Annotated in this window: 17 protein-coding genes; 2 read left to right on the top strand and 15 right to left on the bottom strand. The window is 63.8% G+C overall.

Translation table 11 applies throughout. The annotated features are described in order from the left end of the window. Positions 1–46: 46 nt before the first annotated feature. Entirely contained in the window at positions 47–1,969 is a 1,923-nt protein-coding gene (gene ftsH / locus ACF8ML_RS11245; RefSeq protein WP_016447469.1) for an ATP-dependent zinc metalloprotease FtsH, read from the bottom strand. Between the two features lie 171 nt (positions 1,970–2,140). After that, positions 2,141–2,794, bottom strand: coding sequence for an RlmE family RNA methyltransferase (locus ACF8ML_RS11240; protein WP_016447470.1), 654 nt, complete (start codon positions 2,792–2,794; stop codon positions 2,141–2,143). Between the two features lie 31 nt (positions 2,795–2,825). On the opposite strand from ACF8ML_RS11240, the gene ACF8ML_RS11235 reads away from it, so the two are divergent. Together ACF8ML_RS11235 and ACF8ML_RS11230 are read left to right on the top strand one after the other, a co-directional pair. Then, positions 2,826–3,299: a YhbY family RNA-binding protein gene (locus tag ACF8ML_RS11235; protein WP_012206726.1), complete on the top strand. Its 474-nt coding sequence runs from the start codon at positions 2,826–2,828 to the stop codon at positions 3,297–3,299. A gap of 13 nt (positions 3,300–3,312) precedes the next feature. Then, positions 3,313–4,107, top strand: coding sequence for a hypothetical protein (locus ACF8ML_RS11230; protein WP_016447471.1), 795 nt, complete (start codon positions 3,313–3,315; stop codon positions 4,105–4,107). 77 nt (positions 4,108–4,184) lie between these two features. On the opposite strand, the gene ACF8ML_RS11225 is transcribed toward ACF8ML_RS11230, so the two are convergent. The 13 genes from ACF8ML_RS11225 to rseP all read right to left on the bottom strand — a co-directional run bounded on the left by ACF8ML_RS11225 (position 4,185) and on the right by rseP (position 19,223). Beyond that, positions 4,185–4,628, bottom strand: a complete 444-nt coding sequence (locus ACF8ML_RS11225) for a DUF4149 domain-containing protein (RefSeq protein WP_016447472.1) — start codon at positions 4,626–4,628, stop codon at positions 4,185–4,187. Between the two features lie 44 nt (positions 4,629–4,672). After that, positions 4,673–5,149 (bottom strand): transcription elongation factor GreA, encoded by a 477-nt coding sequence (gene greA, locus ACF8ML_RS11220; protein WP_047326727.1) that lies wholly within the window; start codon positions 5,147–5,149, stop codon positions 4,673–4,675. A 251-nt stretch (positions 5,150–5,400) separates the two neighbouring features. Further along, on the bottom strand, positions 5,401–8,649 hold the full coding sequence (gene carB / locus ACF8ML_RS11215; RefSeq protein ID WP_047326726.1) for a carbamoyl-phosphate synthase large subunit: 3,249 nt from the start codon (positions 8,647–8,649) through the stop codon (positions 5,401–5,403). Further along, entirely contained in the window at positions 8,642–9,814 is a 1,173-nt protein-coding gene (gene carA, locus ACF8ML_RS11210) for a glutamine-hydrolyzing carbamoyl-phosphate synthase small subunit (RefSeq protein ID WP_016447475.1), read from the bottom strand. The genes carB and carA overlap by 8 nt, the downstream gene beginning before the upstream one ends. A 174-nt stretch (positions 9,815–9,988) precedes the next feature. After that, complete coding sequence (locus ACF8ML_RS11205) at positions 9,989–10,780, bottom strand: RNA methyltransferase (RefSeq protein WP_026062159.1); 792 nt, start codon at positions 10,778–10,780, stop codon at positions 9,989–9,991. 64 nt (positions 10,781–10,844) lie between these two features. Continuing rightward, on the bottom strand, positions 10,845–11,552 hold the full coding sequence (gene rnhB, locus ACF8ML_RS11200) for a ribonuclease HII (protein WP_016447477.1): 708 nt from the start codon (positions 11,550–11,552) through the stop codon (positions 10,845–10,847). Further along, positions 11,515–12,705, bottom strand: a complete 1,191-nt coding sequence (gene lpxB, locus ACF8ML_RS11195; RefSeq protein ID WP_016447478.1) for a lipid-A-disaccharide synthase — start codon at positions 12,703–12,705, stop codon at positions 11,515–11,517. The genes rnhB and lpxB overlap by 38 nt, the downstream gene beginning before the upstream one ends. 21 nt (positions 12,706–12,726) lie before the next feature. After that, entirely contained in the window at positions 12,727–13,524 is a 798-nt protein-coding gene (gene lpxA / locus ACF8ML_RS11190) for an acyl-ACP--UDP-N-acetylglucosamine O-acyltransferase (protein ID WP_017404505.1), read from the bottom strand. Positions 13,525–13,531: 7 nt separating this feature from the next. Beyond that, the gene (fabZ, locus tag ACF8ML_RS11185) at positions 13,532–13,972 is read right to left on the bottom strand and encodes a 3-hydroxyacyl-ACP dehydratase FabZ (RefSeq protein ID WP_012206736.1); all 441 of its coding nucleotides are present in this window, start codon (positions 13,970–13,972) and stop codon (positions 13,532–13,534) included. Next, positions 13,969–14,976, bottom strand: a complete 1,008-nt coding sequence (gene lpxD / locus ACF8ML_RS11180; protein WP_016451336.1) for a UDP-3-O-(3-hydroxymyristoyl)glucosamine N-acyltransferase — start codon at positions 14,974–14,976, stop codon at positions 13,969–13,971. The genes fabZ and lpxD overlap by 4 nt, the downstream gene beginning before the upstream one ends. Before the next feature lie 24 nt (positions 14,977–15,000). After that, entirely contained in the window at positions 15,001–15,510 is a 510-nt protein-coding gene (locus tag ACF8ML_RS11175) for an OmpH family outer membrane protein (RefSeq protein WP_016447481.1), read from the bottom strand. Then, the gene (bamA, locus tag ACF8ML_RS11170; RefSeq protein ID WP_016447482.1) at positions 15,510–17,807 is read right to left on the bottom strand and encodes an outer membrane protein assembly factor BamA; all 2,298 of its coding nucleotides are present in this window, start codon (positions 17,805–17,807) and stop codon (positions 15,510–15,512) included. Before bamA ends, ACF8ML_RS11175 begins: the two co-directional genes overlap by 1 nt. 45 nt (positions 17,808–17,852) lie before the next feature. Beyond that, positions 17,853–19,223 (bottom strand): RIP metalloprotease RseP, encoded by a 1,371-nt coding sequence (gene rseP / locus ACF8ML_RS11165; protein WP_026062158.1) that lies wholly within the window; start codon positions 19,221–19,223, stop codon positions 17,853–17,855. Between the last annotated feature and the right edge of the window lie 64 nt (positions 19,224–19,287).

Here is a 19,287-nt window from a genome sequence, read left to right as displayed (position 1 = left end):
CCTCAGGGCCCTTTGCATGGGATTGACCGATTCTGCGGCAAGCAGCTCAGGCCGTGGTGGGCGCAGGGTCGGCATCCACTGCCGGCGTGCCGCCGGACGAATTGCCACCGTCGGACGACGGCGGGTTGCGCGGCACCCAGTCCTTGGGAGGACGCGGCTCACGGCCGGCCATGATGTCATCGAGCTGCTCGGCGTCGATGGTTTCCCAGTCGAGCATGGCCTTGGCCATGGCATGCATCTTGTCGGAGTTGTCCTCGATCAGCTTGCGCGCCAGTCCGTACTGCTCGTCGATGATGCGGCGAACCTCCTGGTCCACCTTCTGCATCGTCTGCTCGCTCATGCTGTTGGTCTTGCTCATCGAGCGGCCCAGGAAAGGCTCGCCTTCCTGTTCCGCATAGACCATGGGACCCAGCGCGTCGGTCATGCCGTAGCGGGTGACCATGTCGCGTGCGATCTGCGTGGCCCGCTCGAAGTCGTTGCTCGCGCCCGTGGTCATCTGGTTCATGAACACTTCTTCGGCAATGCGTCCACCGAACAGCATGGCGATCTGGTTGAGCATGAACTCCTTGTCGTAGGAGTAGCGGTCCTTCTCGGGCAGGCTCATGGTCACGCCCAGCGCACGGCCGCGCGGGATGATGGTGACCTTGTGCACGGGATCGCACTTGGGCAACAGCTTACCGATCAGCGCGTGGCCTGCCTCGTGGTAGGCCGTGTTGCGGCGCTCTTCCTCGGGCATGACCATGCTCTTGCGCTCGGGGCCCATGATGATCTTGTCCTTGGCCTTCTCGAAGTCCTGCATCTCGACGGTGCGCGCATTGCGGCGCGCGGCCATCAGGGCTGCTTCGTTGCAGAGGTTGGCCAGATCGGCGCCCGACATGCCAGGCGTGCCGCGCGCGATCACGCCCGGGTTCACGTCCTGGCCTACAGGGATCTTGCGCATGTGCACATTGAGGATCTGCTCGCGGCCACGGATGTCGGGCAGCGTCACATACACTTGGCGGTCGAAACGGCCGGGGCGCAGCAGCGCCGCATCCAGGATGTCGGGACGGTTGGTTGCAGCCACGACGATCACGCCGAGGTTGGTCTCAAAACCGTCCATCTCGACCAGCATCTGGTTCAGGGTCTGTTCACGCTCATCGTTACCACCGCCCAGGCCTGCGCCACGCTGGCGGCCCACGGCATCGATTTCATCGATGAAGATGATGCAGGGTGCATTCTTCTTGGCGTTCTCGAACATGTCGCGCACGCGGGCCGCGCCCACGCCGACGAACATTTCCACGAAGTCGGAGCCCGAGATGCTGAAGAACGGAACCTTGGCTTCACCAGCGATGGACTTGGCCAGCAGCGTCTTGCCGGTACCCGGAGGACCGACCAGCAGCAGGCCGCGCGGAATGCGCCCGCCGAGCTTCTGGAACTTGTTGGGGTCCTTGAGGAAGTCCACGACTTCCTTGACCTCTTCCTTGGCTTCGTCGCAGCCTGCAACGTCGGCAAAGGTCACGGTGTTGTTGTTCTCGTCCAGCATGCGGGCCTTGCTCTTGCCGAAGCTGAAGGCACCGCCCTTGCCGCCGCCCTGCATCTGGCGCATGAAGTACACCCACACGCCGATCAACAGCAGCATGGGCCCCCAGCTGACGAGCAGGGTCATGAGGACCGAGCCTTCTTCGCGGGGCTTGACGTCGAACTTGACGTTGTTGTTGATCAGGTCACCCACGAGCCCGCGATCCAGGTAGGTGGCGGTGGTGCGCACCTTGCGGTCATCGTTGGTCGTGGCCACGATCTCGGTGCCGCCGGGGCTTTCCTGGATGGTGGCGCTCTTGATGCGATTGCTTCGCACCTCTTCCAGGAACTCGGAGTAACCGACATGGGACGCGCCAGCGCCGCCACGGGTGTCAAATTGCTTGAACACCGTAAACAGCACCATGGCGATGACCAGCCAGACGGCAATTTTTGAAAACCACTGATTGTTCAAGCGGGGCTCCAATGGGGGATACAGATAAAACGACTTCCAGCGTGCTCGAAGCGTATTTGCGGTCCATTTTAGGTGTTTCAAGCTGGCTGGTCGCCTATATCCCTCTATAGCAGCCATAGCTTGAATACGGTCTTGACCCGGGTCAGGGCAGCGCCGGGCGGCTGCACAGGCCTACTTGAGCCCCATGCCCACCAAAAACGTCTCCGAAGACTTGTCACGCGAGGACTTGGGCTTGATCGGCTTGACCACCTTGAAGGTCTGCCGGAACAGCGCAACCAGGTCATCGTAGGCCCCGCCGTGGAAGAGCTTCACGACCAAGGCGCCTTCAGGTTTCATATGGTGGATGGAAAAATCAACCGCCAGTTCGACCAGCAGCGCAATGCGCGCCGCATCCGTCGTGCCGTTGCCCGACAGGTTGGGAGCCATGTCGGAGACCACCACGTCGGCCTTGCCCCCGCCCAGGGCCTCCTGGAGCTGGGCCAGAACCGGCTCCTCGCGGAAATCGCCCTGGATGTACTGCACGCCCTCAATGGGCTCCATGGGCAGCAGATCCAGCGAGATGATGCGGCCGTTGAGAGCGCCGACGGCCGCCCCGTTGGGCGACAGGCAACGGCGCACATACTGGCTCCAAGCCCCGGGTGCGCAGCCCAGGTCCACCACCGTGGCACCCGGCCGGATGAGCTTGAGCTGCTCGTCGATCTCCTTGAGTTTGTAGGCCGCGCGCGCGCGGTAGCCGTCCTTCTGGGCGGCCTTGACGTAAGGATCGTTGACGTGGCTGTTGAGCCAAGCCTTGTTGACCTTCTTGCTTTTTGTGTTGACTTTCATGCTGGATTCTTTCAGCCTCGATAATACGGCCATGCCCCAAATTCAATTGACTCCCGCCGAGCGCCGGGAACACCGCGCCAACGCACACCACCTGGACCCCGTGGTCCTCATCGGGGGTGACGGCCTGACGGCTGCCGTGCAAAAGGAGGTCAACGCCGGCCTTAACGCACATGGCCTGATCAAGGTCCGTGTCTTCAACGACGACCGCGCCGCACGCGAGCAGATGTATCTGCAGCTGTGCGACGAGCTTGGCGCTGCACCCATTCAGCACATCGGCAAGCTGCTGGTGCTCTGGCGCCCCATGCCGGAAAAGGAAAAAGCCATCGACGAGAACCGCATGCCCGGCCCTCGCGATGTCAAGCTGCTCAAGTTCAGCAAGCGCTCGGGCCAGAAGCCCGAGGTCAAGCAGATCCGCGTGCTGGGCAACCAGCGCCTGACGGCAGGTGGCCAGGTCAAGCGCGCCAAGCCCAAGCAGAAGTCGGTCAAGAAGCGTCAGGCAGACTGAGTCCGCCGCATCCATGACCGTAGCATCCCATGCCGCCAGCGTGGCCCAGGCCGCGCAACCGCCCTCCGCCTCCCCCTCTGCGCAGCAGCGCTTCGTGATCTGCATGAAGTGGGGCAAGAAGTACGGTCCGGAGTATGTCAACAGGCTCTACGCCATGGTGCGTCGGCATCTGAAGGGCGATTTTCGCCTTGTCTGCCTGACCGATGACGGCGTGGGGATTCGCGACGAGGTCGAATGCCTGCCGATTCCTCCGCTGAACCTGCCCGCGGGCATTCCGGAACGCGGCTGGAACAAGCTCGCCACCTTCAGTGCCGACCTGCACGGCCTGCGCGGCACGGCGCTGTTTCTTGACGTGGACGTGGTCATCACCGGGCCGCTGGACGATTTTTTCACCGAGCCCGGCGAGTTCCTGATCATCCACGACTACAAGCGTCCGTGGCGCATCACGGGCAATTCCTCGGTGTACCGCTTCGAGCTGGGTGCCCACCCCGAGGTGCTGGACTACTTCCGCACGCATTTCGAAGAGATACGCCGCAACTTTCGCAATGAGCAGGCCTATCTGTCCGACATGCTGCACAAGCAGGGCAAGCTCAAGTACTGGCCGCAGGCTTGGTGCCCCAGCTTCAAGTACCACTGCATTCCCGCATGGCCGACGAACTACTGGAAGCCGCCCTTCGTGCCGGATGGTGCGCGCGTGGTGATCTTCCACGGCGAATGCAACCCGCCTGACGCGTTGGCCGGCCGGCGCAATCGGCGCTTTCGCTATATCCGGCCTGCCACCTGGGTGGCCGAGCACTGGCACGAGTGAGCAGCTCGACCCACAAAAAAACGCCCGCGCTTGCGGGCGTTTTTGTTTGGCATGGTGCCGAACCGGCAGGACCGGGATCAGGCCGTGGCCCGGGTGTTCGCTTGAGACGAACGGCCTATGCGCCACAGCACGACGAGCGCACACAGCCACTGCAGCGCATACATCACCGTGCCCACGCTGTGCCACAGTTTGAGGTTGTCGCGTGCAACGATGCGCGGCGACACGCCGTACTGGACGACAAATGCCAGCAGCATGCCTGCGATCACAAAGCCCAGGCAGGCCTTGGCCCAGGGCTGCAGGACCGACTCCTTGCTGCGCCGGGACAGGACCAGCAGCACGGCCGCGCAGGCGATGGACACCCAGGTCTGCGCGGCAAACAGCTTGGCAGCCATGAAGCCCGCGACAGCCGGCGTGGGCAAGTGGGCGAACAGCATGGGCACGGCCATGAAGCCGATGGCCGACAGGCTGCCCCACCACAGGGCAGCAGCCAGCAGGGGAACGCGCTCGTACAGGTTGCTCATGGGCTTAGGCCTTCCTCAACGATCGAGGCACAGGCACCGACGCATCAGAGGTAGCGCACCGACACCACTTCATAGCGGCGCTCGCCGCCCGGTGCCTGCACGACAGCGGTATCGCCTTCTTCCTTGCCGATCAGCGCGCGTGCGATGGGGCTGGAGACGTTGATCAGGCCCAGCTTGAGATCGGCTTCGTCCTCGCCGACGATCTGGTACTTGACCGTGTCGCCGCTGTCCTCGTCTTCGAGTTCAACCGTTGCACCGAAGACCACGCGGCCGCCGGCATCCACGGCGGAAGGATCGATGATCTGGGCTGCGGACAGCTTGCTCTCTACCTCGGCAATGCGGCCCTCGATGAAGCCTTGGCGGTCCTTGGCGGCCTCGTACTCTGCGTTTTCGCTCAGGTCGCCCTGGGCACGGGCCTCGGCGATGGCCTGGATGATGGCAGGACGCTCCACGGTCTTCAGACGGTGCAGCTCGTCCTTGAGTTTCTCGGCTCCGCGCTTGGTGATGGGAATGGTGGCCATTGAAAAGTCTCCATGTGCAGCAAACGCCGCGCGTTGCGCGGCTTCTTTGGCACAGGCGGGCCGGCAGTATGGCGGCAGGGCCTGCGCCCCAAAAGCAAACCGCCGCACGTTGCCGCGCGGCGGTTTCATCAAGTCATGTGGTCCATTATGCCGCGTTTGACCACCAGCTTCGGTGGGAAAACCCGGCGGCACTGTCGGACAGTGCCGCCGGCTGCACCTCGTCAGAAACGAGGGACGGCAGCGCGGAAGGATCAGGCCGTTTGCAGCTGGGCGTGCAGCTCCTGGACGGAGTGCACATCCATGTTGCCCATGGACTTCATGCCTTCGACGGCGGCTTCGGCACCGAAGATGGTGGTGAAGGTGGTCACGCGCGCCAGCAGGGCGCTGGTACGGATGGCGCGCGAGTCGGCGATGGCGTTGCGGCGCTCTTCCACCGTGTTGATGACCATGGCGATCTCGCCGTTCTTGATCATGTCCACGATGTGGGGGCGGCCCTCGGTCACCTTGTTGACGAGCTGCACTTCGATACCTGCCTCGGAGATGGCCGCTGCCGTGCCGCGCGTGGCGCACAGCACGAAGCCCATGGCAGCCAGTTCCTTGGCCACGGCCACGGCGCGCGGCTTGTCGGCGTTCTTCACGGTCAGGAAGACCTTGCCCTGGGTGGGCAGTGCCACGCCGGCGCCCAGCTGGCTCTTGACGAAGGCTTCGCCAAAGGTCTTGCCCACGCCCATGACTTCGCCGGTGGACTTCATCTCGGGGCCGAGGATGGTGTCCACGCCCGGGAACTTCACGAACGGGAAGACGGCTTCCTTGACGCTGAAGTACGGCGGCGTGACTTCCTTGGTGATGCCTTGCTGGGCCAGCGTGTCGCCGGCCATGCAGCGCGCAGCCACCTTGGCCAGCTGGATGCCCGTGGCCTTGGAGACGAAGGGCACGGTGCGCGAGGCACGCGGATTGACTTCCAGCACGTAGATCACGTCGCCATCGGCCGTTTCCTTGATGGCGAACTGCACGTTCATCAGGCCGATCACGCTCAGCGCGTTGGCCATGGCAGCCGTCTGGCGCTTGATCTCGGCCACGGTCTCGGGCTTGAGGTAGTAAGGCGGCAGCGAGCAGGCGGAATCGCCCGAATGCACGCCGGCCTGCTCGATGTGCTCCATCACGCCGCCGATGAAGACGGCGCCTTCGCGGTCACGCACGCAGTCCACATCGCACTCGATGGCGTTGGACAGGAAGTGGTCCAGCAGCACGGGCGAGTCATTGCTGACCTTGACGGCTTCGCGCATGTAGCGCTCCAGGTCGCGCTGCTCATGCACGATTTCCATGGCACGGCCACCCAGCACATAGCTGGGACGCACGACCAGGGGGTAGCCCAGGCCGGCCGCCTTTTCCAGCGCTTCGGGCTCGGTACGGGCCGTGGCATTGGGCGGCTGGCGCAGGCCCAGCTCATGCAGCAGCTTCTGGAAGCGCTCGCGGTCTTCGGCCGCGTCGATCATGTCGGGCGTGGTGCCGATGATGGGCACGCCTTCCTTTTCCAGGCCCAGGGCGAGCTTCAGGGGCGTCTGGCCACCGTACTGCACGATGACGCCGACCGGCTTCTCGACAGCCACGACTTCGAGCACGTCTTCCAGCGTCAGCGGCTCGAAGTACAGACGGTCCGAGGTGTCGTAGTCGGTGGACACGGTTTCGGGGTTGCAGTTGACCATGATGGTTTCATAGCCGTCCTCGCGCATGGCGAGCGCGGCATGCACGCAGCAGTAGTCGAACTCGATGCCCTGGCCGATGCGGTTCGGGCCACCGCCCAGCACCATGATCTTTTTCTTGTCCGTCGGCTCGGCTTCGCACTCCTCGTCATAGGTGGAGTACATGTAGGCCGTGTCGGTGGCGAACTCGGCAGCGCAGGTGTCCACGCGCTTGAACACGGGGCGCACGCCCAGTGCCTTGCGCGCCTCGCGCACGGCCTTGTCGGTGCTGTGCAGCAGCTTGGCAAGGCGGCGGTCGGAGAAGCCCTTTTGCTTGAGCGTGCGCAGCGTGGTGGCGTCCAGTGCAGCCAGCGCGGCATCGCCCTTTTCCTCGTAGACCTTGTCCAGTTCGAGTTCGATCTTGACGATCTCTTCGATCTGCACGAGGAACCACTTGTCGATCTTGGTGATGTTGTGCACTTCGTCCAGCGTCCAGCCGGCAGCAAAGGCGTCACCCACATACCAGATGCGGTCCGGACCTGGTTCGCCGAGTTCCTTTTCGAGGATCTCGCGGTCCTGGGTCTTTTCGTTCATGCCGTCCACGCCGACTTCCAGGCCGCGCAGAGCCTTCTGGAAGGATTCCTGGAAGGTGCGGCCAATGGCCATGACCTCGCCCACGGACTTCATCTGCGTGGTCAGGCGGTTGTCGGCAGCCGGGAACTTCTCGAATGCGAAACGCGGGATCTTGGTGACCACGTAGTCGATCGAGGGCTCGAACGACGCAGGCGTCTTGCCGCCCGTGATGTCGTTCTTGAGTTCGTCCAGCGTGTAGCCCACGGCCAGCTTGGCAGCGACCTTGGCGATGGGGAAGCCCGTGGCCTTGGAGGCCAGCGCCGAGGAGCGCGACACGCGCGGGTTCATCTCGATGACGATCATGCGACCGTCCTTCGGATTCACCGAGAACTGCACGTTGGAGCCACCCGTGTCCACACCGATCTCGCGCAGCACCGCCAGCGAGGCGTTGCGCATGATCTGGTATTCCTTGTCGGTCAGCGTCTGCGCGGGCGCCACGGTGATCGAGTCGCCGGTGTGCACGCCCATGGGGTCCAGGTTCTCGATGGAGCAGATGATGATGCAGTTGTCCGCCTTGTCGCGGACGACTTCCATCTCGTACTCCTTCCAGCCGAGCAGCGATTCCTCGATCAGCAGCTCATTGGTCGGCGACGCTTCCAGGCCGCGCTTGCAGATGGTCTCGAACTCTTCGGGGTTGTAGGCAATGCCGCCGCCCGTGCCGCCCAGCGTGAAGCTGGGGCGGATGACGGTGGGAAAGCCCATCTCCTTTTGCACGGCCCAGGCTTCGTCCATCGAATGGGCGATGCCCGAGCGTGCCGAACCCAGGCCGATGCGCGTCATCGCATCCTTGAACTTGAGGCGGTCCTCGGCCTTGTCGATGGCCTCGGGCGTGGCGCCGATCAGCTCGACCTTGTACTTGTGCAGCACGCCGTTGCGCCACAGGTCCAGCGCGCAGTTCAGCGCGGTCTGGCCGCCCATGGTCGGCAGGATGGCGTCGGGACGCTCCTTGGCGATGATCTTCTCGACCGTCTGCCAGGTGATGGGCTCGATGTAGGTGACGTCGGCCGTGGCCGGGTCGGTCATGATCGTGGCAGGGTTGCTGTTGATCAGGATGACCTTGTAGCCCTCTTCGCGCAACGCCTTGCAGGCCTGCACGCCGGAGTAGTCAAACTCGCAGGCCTGGCCGATGACGATGGGACCGGCGCCAATGATCAGAATGCTTTTGAGGTCGGTGCGCTTAGGCATTTTTGTGTTTCTCCATCAGCGCCGTGAAGCGGTCAAACAGGTAGGCGATATCGTGCGGGCCGGGGGAGGCCTCGGGGTGGCCCTGGAAGCAGAACGCAGGCTTGTCCTTGTGCTCAAGGCCTTGCAGCGTGCCGTCGAACAGGCTGATGTGCGTGGCGCGCAGCGTGTCGGGCAGCGATTCCATCTCCACCGCAAACCCGTGGTTCTGGCTGGTGATGCTCACGCGGCCGTTGTCCAGGTCCTTGACGGGGTGGTTGGCGCCGTGGTGGCTGTTGGCCATCTTGAAGGTCTTGGCGCCAGCGGCCAGGGCCATGATCTGATGACCCAGGCAGATGCCGAAGACGGGCTTGCCGGACTCCACCAGTTCCTTGGTCGCGGCAATGGCGTAGTCGCAGGGCTCCGGGTCGCCAGGGCCGTTGGACAGGAAAACGCCGTCGGGGTTGAGTGCCAGCACATCCTTGGCGGGCGTCTTGGCCGGCACCACGGTCAGCTTGCAGCCGCGCTCGGCCAGCATGCGCAGGATGTTGAACTTCACGCCGAAGTCATAGGCCACCACATGGAAACGCGGGGCCTGCTGCTGGCCGTAGCCTTCGCCCAGCTTCCACTCGGTTTCCGTCCATTCGTACTGCTGGGCGGCGCTCACCACCTGGGCCAGATCCAGGCCCTTCATGCTGGGGGCCGCCTTGGCCGCAGCCAGTGCCTCGTCGATGCGCGCCTGGGTCACTTCTTCGCCAGCGGCCAAACCGACGATGGCGCCGTTTTGTGCGCCCTTGTCGCGCAGCAGCCGTGTGAGCTTGCGCGTGTCGATGTTGGCAATCGCCACCGTGCCGCTGCGCGTCAGGTAGTCGGGCAGGGTCTCGGACTTGCGGAAGTTGCTGGCCAGCAGCGGAAGGTTCTTGATGATCAGGCCCGCCGCATGGACCTTGCCAGCCTCGACATCCTCTGCGTTGACGCCGTAGTTGCCGATGTGCGGATACGTGAGCGTCACGATCTGCTGGCAGTAGCTGGGGTCGGTGAGGATTTCCTGGTAGCCGGTGATTGCCGTGTTGAAAACGACTTCACCAACCGTGGTGCCTTGCGCACCGATCGAGTTGCCAACAAAGACCGTGCCGTCTGCGAGCGCCAGGATGGCGGATGGGAATGCTCCCTTGAGAGACAAAAGCACTGGGTTCTCCGGTTCTAATTACGGTTACGCCCAGCGTGCCGCACGGACGGGTCCGTGCGGTTTACAGCTTGTCTGCAGGGGGTGGCGAGGAAGCGTCGCTAGGCGTATTGTGGAATGCTTGAAAGCCGCCCATTATAGGCTGGTCGCGCTTCAGCCTCCTGACAGGAGGCGGGATTACCCTTGACGTGAGCCGGCACTCACGCTGCTTGCGTGCAGGCATATCGCCGCTGCCGCAGCCACGTTCAGAGACTCTTCACCACCCGGCTGGCCGATGCGCACATGCTGCGCCGCCTGCTGCATCAGCGCCTCGCCAACGCCCTGCCCTTCATGGCCCATGGCCCAGGCGCACGGCCAGGGCAGAGCGGCGCTCTGGATCAGTTCACCTTGATGGGAGCTGGTCACGATCAGGGGCAAGCCAAGCGCATTCAGGTCCTCGGGTGATGCCGACTCCACCAGGTGCAGCCCGAAATGCGCGCCCATTCCGGCGCGCAGCACCTTCTGGCTCCACAGCGCAGCCGTGCCCTTCAAGGCCACGATCTGGCCGAAGCCGAAAGCGGCCGCACTGCGAAGAATGGAGCCCACGTTGCCTGCGTCCTGCACACGGTCGAGCACCACGGTGGCCACGCCGGCACGCACGGCCGCCGACGCCTGCCAGTCCATCAGAAAGCCGATGCGGGCCGGAGACTCCAGTCCGCTGACCTCGGCAAACACGGCATCGGACAGCACCACGCACTTGCCTGCGCCCTGCACCCACTCCAGCGGCACCTGAGGCCAGAAGGACTCGGCCACCACGGCCACGGCGGGCTGCATGCCGCGCGCCAGGGCAGCACGGCACAGATGGTCCCCCTCCAGCCAGACACGTCCTTGTTTGCGATAGGCCCCGCTGTCCTGGGCAAGCCTTCGCAAATCCTTGACCAGGGCGTTGTCACGGGACTGGATCGATGTAGCGGCAGGTTGTCGGCTCATGGCAAGGCTTCCGGGCAAAGAGAACAGCGAAGAACAGCGCCACGGGCGCAGAAAGCGAAGGCGCTCAGGCCGACAGCAGCAAGGCCTGCGCGCCCTGCGCCGCAGCGGCCACGCGGGCGGCTGCCAGCGGCTCGGCCCTGCGGGCAATGCTCACGACATGGGCCACGGGCGCGAAGGTTCGTCGGTGCTCCTGGCAGGCGCCATGCAGGCGCAGCGCGGCAAGATGGGCCGCCGTGCCATAGCCCTTGTGGCCATCGAAGCCGTATTCCGGGTATTGCTCATGCAGGCGCTGGCACCACCGATCCCGCGTGACCTTGGCAAGAATGGAGGCCGCCGAGATGGACTGCACCAGGGCGTCGCCCTTGACGATGGCCTCGGCCTGCACATCCAGCACGGGCAACTGGTTGCCATCCACCAGAACCAGTACCGGCTTCAATCGCAGGCCCAGCACCGCGCGGCGCATGGCCAGCAGCGTGGCCTGCAGGATGTTCAGGCGATCGATCTCTTCGACCGAGGCCTCGGCAATGCTGCAGCACAGCGCCTTGGCACGGATCTCGTCATAGAGTGCCTCGCGGCGCGCAGCCGTGAGCTTCTTGGAATCGTTCAGGCCCTCGATGGGATGGAGATCGTCAAGAATGACAGCGGCGGCCACCACGGGGCCGGCCAACGGGCCGCGGCCCGCTTCGTCCACGCCCGCAACCAACCCCGGCGGATGCCAGGGCAGGCACGCCTGTTCAGGCGGCAGTGGGGGCAATGATTTTCTCGATCGCATGGGCGGCCAGTTCGGCAGTATCGCGCCGCAATTCATGGTGCAGCGCTGTGAAGCGCTGTACCAGCGCTTCGACGGTTGAAGGGGAATGCTCGCAGGCCTGCAGCCATTGCAGCACGGCCGCGCTCAGCGCCTGGGGCGTTGCCGCATCCTGGATCAGCTCGGGCACGACGAAATCGCCGCACAGGATGTTGGGCAGGCCCACCCAGGGCTGCAGTTGCTTGCCACGCATCAGACGCCAGCTCCACGGGTGCATGTTGTAGCCGATCACCATGGGCCGCTTGTACAAGGCGGCTTCCAGCGTGGCCGTGCCGCTGGCTATCAGCGTCACGTCACAGGCTGCCAATGCGTCATGGGACTGGCCGCGCACGATGTGCAGCGACGAAGCCATGCCGGCTTGCGCGGCAATGCGCTGCAGCTCGTCGAATTGCGAAGGCACAGCAGGCACTACTATTTTAATAGCTGGCAGCGCCTTCCGAACCAAAGCTGCCGCCTGAAAGAAGCGGGCAGCCAGGTAACGTATTTCAGAGCGCCGACTGCCGGGCAGCACGGCCAGCACCAGACCATCTTCGGGCAGCCCTAACCGGCGGCGTGCAGCGGCGCGGTCGGGCTGCAGCGGAATCACGCTGGCCAGGGGATGGCCCACGTAGGTCGCGTCTATGCCATGGCGGGCCAGCAACTCGGGCTCAAAGGGGAAGATGCACAGGACATGATCGGCCGCGCGGCGGATCTTGTCGACGCGATCGGCACGCCAGGCCCAGATCGAAGGACAGACGAAATGCACGGTCTTGATGCCCGCAGCACGCAGATCGGTTTCCAGCCCCAGGTTGAAGTCCGGCGCGTCGATGCCAACAAAGACGGCCGGCCGCTGCTGGAGCAGTCGCTGACGCAGCTGGCGTCGGATATTCAGAATCTCGGCCAGCCGGCGAAACACTTCCCAGCTGTATCCATGCACGGCCAAGCGCTCGCTGGACCACCAGGCTTCAAAGCCGCGCTGCTGCATCTGCAGCCCGCCGATGCCAAAGGCCGAGGCCTCTGGCCAGCGGGACTGCAGCCCCCCCAGGAGCAAGGACGCCAGCAGGTCGCCAGAGGTTTCTCCGGCGACCATGGCAATCGATGGACTCAGGCGCGCCGATGGCGCCGCGTTCTCTGTCATGCCGTCCTTTCGCGCGCCAGATCAGCGCGCAATGCCCCGGGTCGAAGCCGCCAGGAAATCCAGCATCAGCGATACATCGGCCGCGGCCTCGGGCAGTTCACCCTCCAGCGAAGCAATGGCTTCTCGCGCAGCTTCAAGGGTCAGTCCCTGGCGGTACAGCAGGCGGTGCATCTGCTTGACGGCCTGAATGCGCTGCGGCCCGAAGCCGCGACGGCGCAAGCCTTCGATATTGAAGCCGCGCACGGCCAGCGGATTGCCATCCACCATCATGAAGGGCGGCACATCCTGCGAGATATGGCTGGCAAAGCCGGCCATGGCATGGGCGCCCACCTTGGTGAACTGGTGCACACCCGTCAGGCCGCCCAGGATGACATGGTCGCCCACGTGCACGTGGCCGGCCAGGGTAGCGTTGTTGGCCAGGATGGTGTGGCTGCCGACAACGCAGTCATGGGCCACATGCACATAGGCCATGATCCAGTTGTCGTCGCCGATGGCCGTGACGCCCTGGTCCTGCACGGTACCGGTGTTGAAGGTGCAAAACTCCCGCACCGTGTTGCGGTCACCGATAACCAGCCGGGTAGGCTCGCCTGCGTACTTCTTGTCCTGGGGCTGCGCGCCCAGGGACGCGAACTGGAAAATCCGGTTGTCGCAGCCAATGCGGGTATGGCCTTCGACAACGCAATGCGCGCCGATGGTGGTGCCGGCGCCGATTTCCACATGCGGTCCGATGACGGCATAGGCGCCGACCGACACCGACGAATCCAGCTGCGCAGCGGAATCTATCAGTGCCGTGGGATGGATGCGTTCAATGCCAGCCATGCGCCCGTCAGCCCACGTTGCGCATGGTGCACATCAGCTCGGCTTCGCAGGCCACTTCGTCCTCGACGCGGGCCACGCCCTTGAACTTCCAGATGCCGCCGCGCACACGGTCGATGGTGATCTCCAGCACCAGCTGGTCGCCCGGCTCCACGGGACGCTTGAAGCGCGCCCCGTCGATGCCCACGAAGTAGTAGATGTTGTTCTCATCCGGAACCTGGCCCATCGCATCGAAGGCCAGAAGGCCGGCCGCCTGCGCCAGCGCCTCCAGGATGAGCACGCCAGGCATGACAGGGCGGCCCGGGAAATGGCCCATGAAATAGGGCTCGTTGAACGTGACGTTCTTGATCGCCTTGATGCGTGTATTGCGCTCAAGCTCCGTGACCTTGTCCACCAGCAGGAAGGGGTAGCGGTGGGGCAGTTGCTTGAGAATTGCGTGAATATCCATCATTGCGTTCCGTTATGGCCTTGATCCGCCGATTGCTGCAGTTGCCGCTCCAGGGCCTTGATGCGATCGCGCATGGAGTGCAGCTGCTTCAGCGTCGCAGCATTTTTTTCCCATTTGGCGTTTTCATCCACGGGAAACATGCCCGTGTAAACACCTGATTGTGTCAGCGAACGGGTCACTACCGTCGCTGCCGAAATATGCACCCGGTCAGCCAGCTGCAGATGGCCCAGCACGATGGCCCCGCCTCCCACGGTGCAATGCGCGCCAATGCGCGCGCTGCCGGCCACCCCCACGCAGCCGGCCATGGCCGTATGCCTGCCGACGTGCACGTTGTGACCGATCTGGATCAGGTTGTCGAGCTTGACCCCATCCTCGATCACCGTGTCGTCCAGCGCACCCCGGTCTATGCAGGTATTGGCGCCGATTTCCACATCGTCGCCGATCCGCACGCCGCCGAGCTGCTCGATCTTCACCCATGCGCCGTTCTCGGGCGCGAACCCAAAGCCGTCCGCCCCCAGCACTACGCCGGAATGCAGCAGACAGCGCGCGCCCACATGGCAGTTCTCGCCAATGGTGACGCGCGACTTGAGCACGGTGTGGGCACCGATCGTGGCACCCTCCTCGACCACGCACAGCGGGCCAATGGTGGCCGATGCATCAACGATGGCGCTCTCGTGCACCACGGCGCTCGGATGGATACCGGCCGGCGCCACGGGCCTGCAGTTTCGCTTCCACCACTGCGTGGCCCTGGCGAAATACGCATACGGATCAGGGACCACGATGCAGGCACCCCGCTGCTGCGCCAGCTCGCGCATGGCGGGCGCCACAATAACGCAGGCCGCCTCGGAGGCGGCCAGTTGCTGGCGGTAGCGGGGGTTGCTCAGAAAACTGAGATCCCCGGCCCCGGCAGAGTCCAGCGGTGCGATGCGGGAGATGGACATCTCCCTTTCGCCACCGACCAACTCGCCACCGAGTGCATCGAGGATCTGGCCCAACAATACGCTCACGGCATGCAGCCCTGGACAGCTGGCTTACTTGCCGCCGCCGTTCAGCGCCTTGATCACCTTGTCAGTGATGTCGTACTTGGGGTTGATGTAGACGGCTTCCTGAAGGATGACGTCGTACTTCTCGGATTCGGCCACTTGCTTGACCACCTTGTTGGCGCGTTCCAGCACCTGGGCCAGTTCTTCGTTCTTGCGGGAGTTCAGGTCTTCCTGGAACTCACGGCGCTTGCGCTGGAACTCGCGGTCCTGATCCACCAGCTGGCGCTGGCGCGAGACGCGCTGGCTTTCGGCCATGGTGGGAGCTTCACGCTCGAACTTCTCCGAAGCGCTCTTGAGCGAGTTGCCCTGGTCAATCAGCTCCTTCTCACGCTTGGAGAATTCCTGCTCCAGCTTGGACTGCGCAGCCTTGGCAGTCGATGCTTCACGGAAGATGCGATCCGTATTCACAAAGCCGGCCTTGAACTCCTGGGCGTGCGCGGAAACGGCCATGGCGCCAAGCAGCACAGCCAGGGAAAAATGGCTAGATAGAGATTTCATTAGAAAGAGGTTCCGATTTGGAATTGCAGTCGCTGGATTTTATCCCCGGTCTGCTTGCGGATGGGTTGAGCAAAGGCCAGGCGCAGGGGACCCAGCGGGGAAATCCAGCTGATGCCCAGGCCCGTGGATGCCCGCAGCTCCCCGAGATCGAAGTTCTCGTTGGCTCCGTAGACATTGCCCACATCGAGGAATGTAAAAAGACGCAAAGTCCTGTCATTGCCAGCACCAGGGAACGGAACCATGAACTCGGCGTTCAATGTCACCTTCTTGGAGCCGCCAAGCGCCAGGTTTTCCTTGGTGTCGCGCGGACCCAGCGAGCCCTGCTCGAAGCCACGCACCGAGCCCAGGCCACCCGAGAAGAAGTTCTTGAACAGCGGGAACGGACGGCCATTGAGGCCCTTGCCGTAGCCCAGTTCACCGTTCAGTGCCAGCGTGTACTTCTTGCTCAGAGGGATGTACTGCTGGATCTGGTAGTTGGCTCGCACATAGCGGGCCTCGCCACCCACCGACCACTCGGTGTTCAGGCGCTGGTAGAGACCGGAGTTGGGCGCCAGCGCGCTGTCGCGGCTGTCGCGCGACCAGCCCAGGGTCAGCGGTATGCCGGTGTTGGAGTAGCCGTACTTGTCGGCATAGTCCTTGTACGCCTGGGGCAGGTAGGTGCCGGGCTTGATTTCGGAGCGCTCCACGCCGCCGCCGAAGTAAACGGTGTCGATCTCGCTGAAGGGCACGCCAAAGCGGACGCTGCCGCCCGAGGTGACGATCTTGTAGGCCGCATCGTCGTAGTAGGGACGGTCAGTGCGGTAGTACAGGTCGTAGGTGCGCGAGATGCCGGTGTCCGTGAAGTACGGGTCCGTGGTGGACAGCACCATGGTGCGGCGATACTTGCTGGTGTTCACGTCCACGCCCAGGTAGTTGCCTGAGCCGAACACGTTTTCCTGCTTGATGCCGAAGGACAGCGAAACCTTTTCAGCGCTGGAAAAACCAGCGCCCAGCTGCAGCGAGCCGGTGGGCTTTTCAGCCACCGAGATGACCAGATCCACCTGATCAGGCGAACCCGGCACTTCCTGGGTTTCGACGTTGACTTCGGTGAAGAAGCCCAGACGGTCCACCCGGTCGCGCGACAGGCGAATCTTGTCGCCGTCGTACCAGGAAGCCTCGTACTGGCGGAATTCGCGGCGGATCACTTCGTCGCGCGTGCGGTTGTTGCCGCTGAGATTGATGCGTCGCACATAGGCGCGGCGAGAAGGCTCGGCGTGCAGCACCAGGGCCACCCGGTTGGTCGCACGGTCGATGTCCGGCACGGCCTCGACGCGCGCGAAGGCAAAGCCGAAGTTGCCGAAGTGCTCGGTGAAGGCCTTGGTCGTTGCCGTGACCTGATCGGCGTTGTAGGGCTCGCCGGGCTTGATCTTGACCAGGGACTTGAATTCGTCGTCGCGGTCCAGGTAGTTGCCTTCCAGCTTGACGCCGGAGACCACGAAACGCTCGCCTTCATGGATGTTCAGGGTCAGCGAGATGGTCTGCTTGTCGGGCGAGATCGCCACCTGGGTGGAGTCCACGCGGAATTCCAGGTAGCCACGCTGCAGGTAGTAGGAGCGCAGCGTTTCCAGGTCGGCGTTGAGCTTGTTGCGCGCATAGCGGTCCGACTTGGTGTACCAGCTCATCCAGTTGCCGGTGTCCTGGTCAAAAAGGTCCTTGAGCGTGGATTCGCTGAAGGCCTTGTTACCGACGATATGGATCTCGTTGATACGGGCGGGATCACCTTCGGTCACCGTGAAGGTCAGGTTGACGCGGTTGCGCTCGATGGGCGTGACCGTCGTGACGACTTCGGCGCCATACAGGCTGCGGTTGATGTACTGGCGCTTGAGCTCCTGCTCCGCGCGGTCGGCAAGTGCCTTGTCGAACGGACGCCCCTCGGCCAGGCCCACATCGCGCATGGCCTTTTGCAGGGTTTCCTTGTCGAATTCCTTGGTGCCGGCGAAGTTCACTTCGGCGATGGTCGGGCGTTCTTCGACCACGACGACGAGCACGTTGCCGTTGGCTTCCAGGCGGATGTCCTTGAACAGGCCCAGTGCGAACAGCGAGCGGATGGCGGCTGCGCCCTTGTCGTCGTCATACTGGTCTCCCACGCGCAGGGGGATGGAAGCGAAGACCGTGCCCGGCTCCACGCGCTGAAGACCTTCGATGCGGATGTCCTGTACGCGGAAGGGCTCCAGTGCCCAGGCTGCATTGGCAGCCAAAACCATGGCAGCCAGGGTCGATGCAGCGCGCACGCCCAGGCGATTGATACGTTTAGTCATGAATGGATTTGCCGCCGCTGCGGCTTGCCGAAAACGGCTGAAAAGTTAGCCCCAAAGCCGGTTGATATCGTTGAAAAAGGCGACGGACATCATCATCATCAAAACCGCCACGCCTGCACGCTGCAAGCGTCCGGCCCAGACTTCCGACACGCTTCGGCCAGTCACGCCCTCCCAAAGATAATACATCAGGTGCCCACCATCGAGCACCGGCAGGGGGAGCAAGTTGAGAACCCCCAGGCTGATGCTGATCAGCGCCAGGAACGAGAGATATTGGACCAGGCCCATGCTGGCCGAACGCCCCGCGTAGTCGGCAATGGTCAGGGGCCCGCTGATGTTCTTGAGCGAGGCCTCGCCGATCACCATGCGGCCCATCATGCGCAGTGTCAGCGACGACAGCTCCCAGGTGCGCTGCACGCCGGCCCACAGGCCCTCCAGCGGACCGCGCTGCACCAGCGCCATTTCCGGGGCGCTGCCGATGTAGGCGCCGATGCGGGCGATGCTTTCCTTGCCGTCTTCCGATCGGCCCAGGTCGGGCAGCACCGGGATCTGCAACTGCCGCCCCTCGCGCTCCACCAGCCAGATCTGCTGCTGGACCTGGCCCGATGCGCCCATCTTGCGGATGAGATTGCGCAGCTGCGTGCCATCGTCCACCGAGGTGCCACCCACGCGCAAAACCAGATCGCCCTGGCGCAGGCCCGCCTTTTCGGCGGCACCACCGGCAATCACCTTGTCCAGCACAGGCTGCGTCCAGGGACCAAGCAAGCCCAGGCGCTCGAAGAAGGCGGCATCGGGCTCGCCCTGAACCTGACCAGCCAGCGCGAGCCGCAGTTCGGACGGGGCGGTGCGGCGGGCCTGGAGCACCTCCATGCGCACGGACTCGTCATCGAGCGCTGCACGGGTCAGCGTCCAGCGCAGATCATTGATGGAGCGGACCTCTTCCCATTCCTGGTCACCCAAAGCCATGCGCAGCACGCGATCGCCGCCTTGAACACCCGCCATCTGCAGCACCGTGCCTGCTGGCGGTGTTGCCAGCCGTGCAACGGGCTCCTGCATGCCGACCCAATTGACGATGGCCAGCAGCGCAATGGCCAGCACGAGATTGGCCACGGGGCCTGCGGCCACGATGGCTGCACGCGCACGCAGCGGCTGGGTGTTGAATGCCAGATGGCGTTGGTCGGCAGGCACCTCGCCCTCACGCTCATCGAGCATGCGCACATAGCCGCCAAGGGGCAGTGCACCGATGACAAATTCCGTGTCCGAACCCTTGCGCTTCCATCGCAGGATGGGGCGGCCGAATCCGACGGAAAAGCGAAGCACCTTCACGCCGCAAGCCACGGCGACGCGGTAGTGGCCCCACTCATGCACGGCAATCAGCAAGCCCAGTGCGACCACGAATGCGACAACGGTCAGCAACAATTGATACTCCTTTGAATCCAATGCGCCTCTGGATTCCGCCGCAGGCCCATCAAGAAAACCCTCC

The organism is Delftia sp. WSY_10, assembly GCF_043104705.1.
Taxonomy (GTDB): Bacteria; Pseudomonadota; Gammaproteobacteria; order Burkholderiales; family Burkholderiaceae_C; genus Comamonas; species Comamonas tsuruhatensis.
Note: the sequence above shows the minus strand (reverse complement) of the source record. Positions and strands in the feature narration are given on the sequence as shown.

Bases quoted from the DNA above. Each gene is read 5' to 3' on its own strand.
- ACF8ML_RS11240 (WP_016447470.1), bottom strand. From the start codon at position 2,794: ATGAAAGTCAACACAAAAAGCAAGAAGGTCAACAAGGCTTGGCTCAAC.
- ACF8ML_RS11235 (WP_012206726.1), top strand. From the start codon at position 2,826: ATGCCCCAAATTCAATTGACTCCCGCCGAGCGCCGGGAACACCGCGCC.
- ACF8ML_RS11230 (WP_016447471.1), top strand. From the start codon at position 3,313: ATGACCGTAGCATCCCATGCCGCCAGCGTGGCCCAGGCCGCGCAACCG.
- ACF8ML_RS11225 (WP_016447472.1), bottom strand. From the start codon at position 4,628: ATGAGCAACCTGTACGAGCGCGTTCCCCTGCTGGCTGCTGCCCTGTGG.
- greA (WP_047326727.1), bottom strand. From the start codon at position 5,149: ATGGCCACCATTCCCATCACCAAGCGCGGAGCCGAGAAACTCAAGGAC.
- carB (WP_047326726.1), bottom strand. From the start codon at position 8,649: ATGCCTAAGCGCACCGACCTCAAAAGCATTCTGATCATTGGCGCCGGT.
- ACF8ML_RS11205 (WP_026062159.1), bottom strand. From the start codon at position 10,780: ATGAGCCGACAACCTGCCGCTACATCGATCCAGTCCCGTGACAACGCC.
- rnhB (WP_016447477.1), bottom strand. From the start codon at position 11,552: ATGCGATCGAGAAAATCATTGCCCCCACTGCCGCCTGAACAGGCGTGC.
- lpxB (WP_016447478.1), bottom strand. From the start codon at position 12,705: ATGACAGAGAACGCGGCGCCATCGGCGCGCCTGAGTCCATCGATTGCC.
- lpxA (WP_017404505.1), bottom strand. From the start codon at position 13,524: ATGGCTGGCATTGAACGCATCCATCCCACGGCACTGATAGATTCCGCT.
- fabZ (WP_012206736.1), bottom strand. From the start codon at position 13,972: ATGATGGATATTCACGCAATTCTCAAGCAACTGCCCCACCGCTACCCC.
- ACF8ML_RS11175 (WP_016447481.1), bottom strand. From the start codon at position 15,510: ATGAAATCTCTATCTAGCCATTTTTCCCTGGCTGTGCTGCTTGGCGCC.
- bamA (WP_016447482.1), bottom strand. From the start codon at position 17,807: ATGACTAAACGTATCAATCGCCTGGGCGTGCGCGCTGCATCGACCCTG.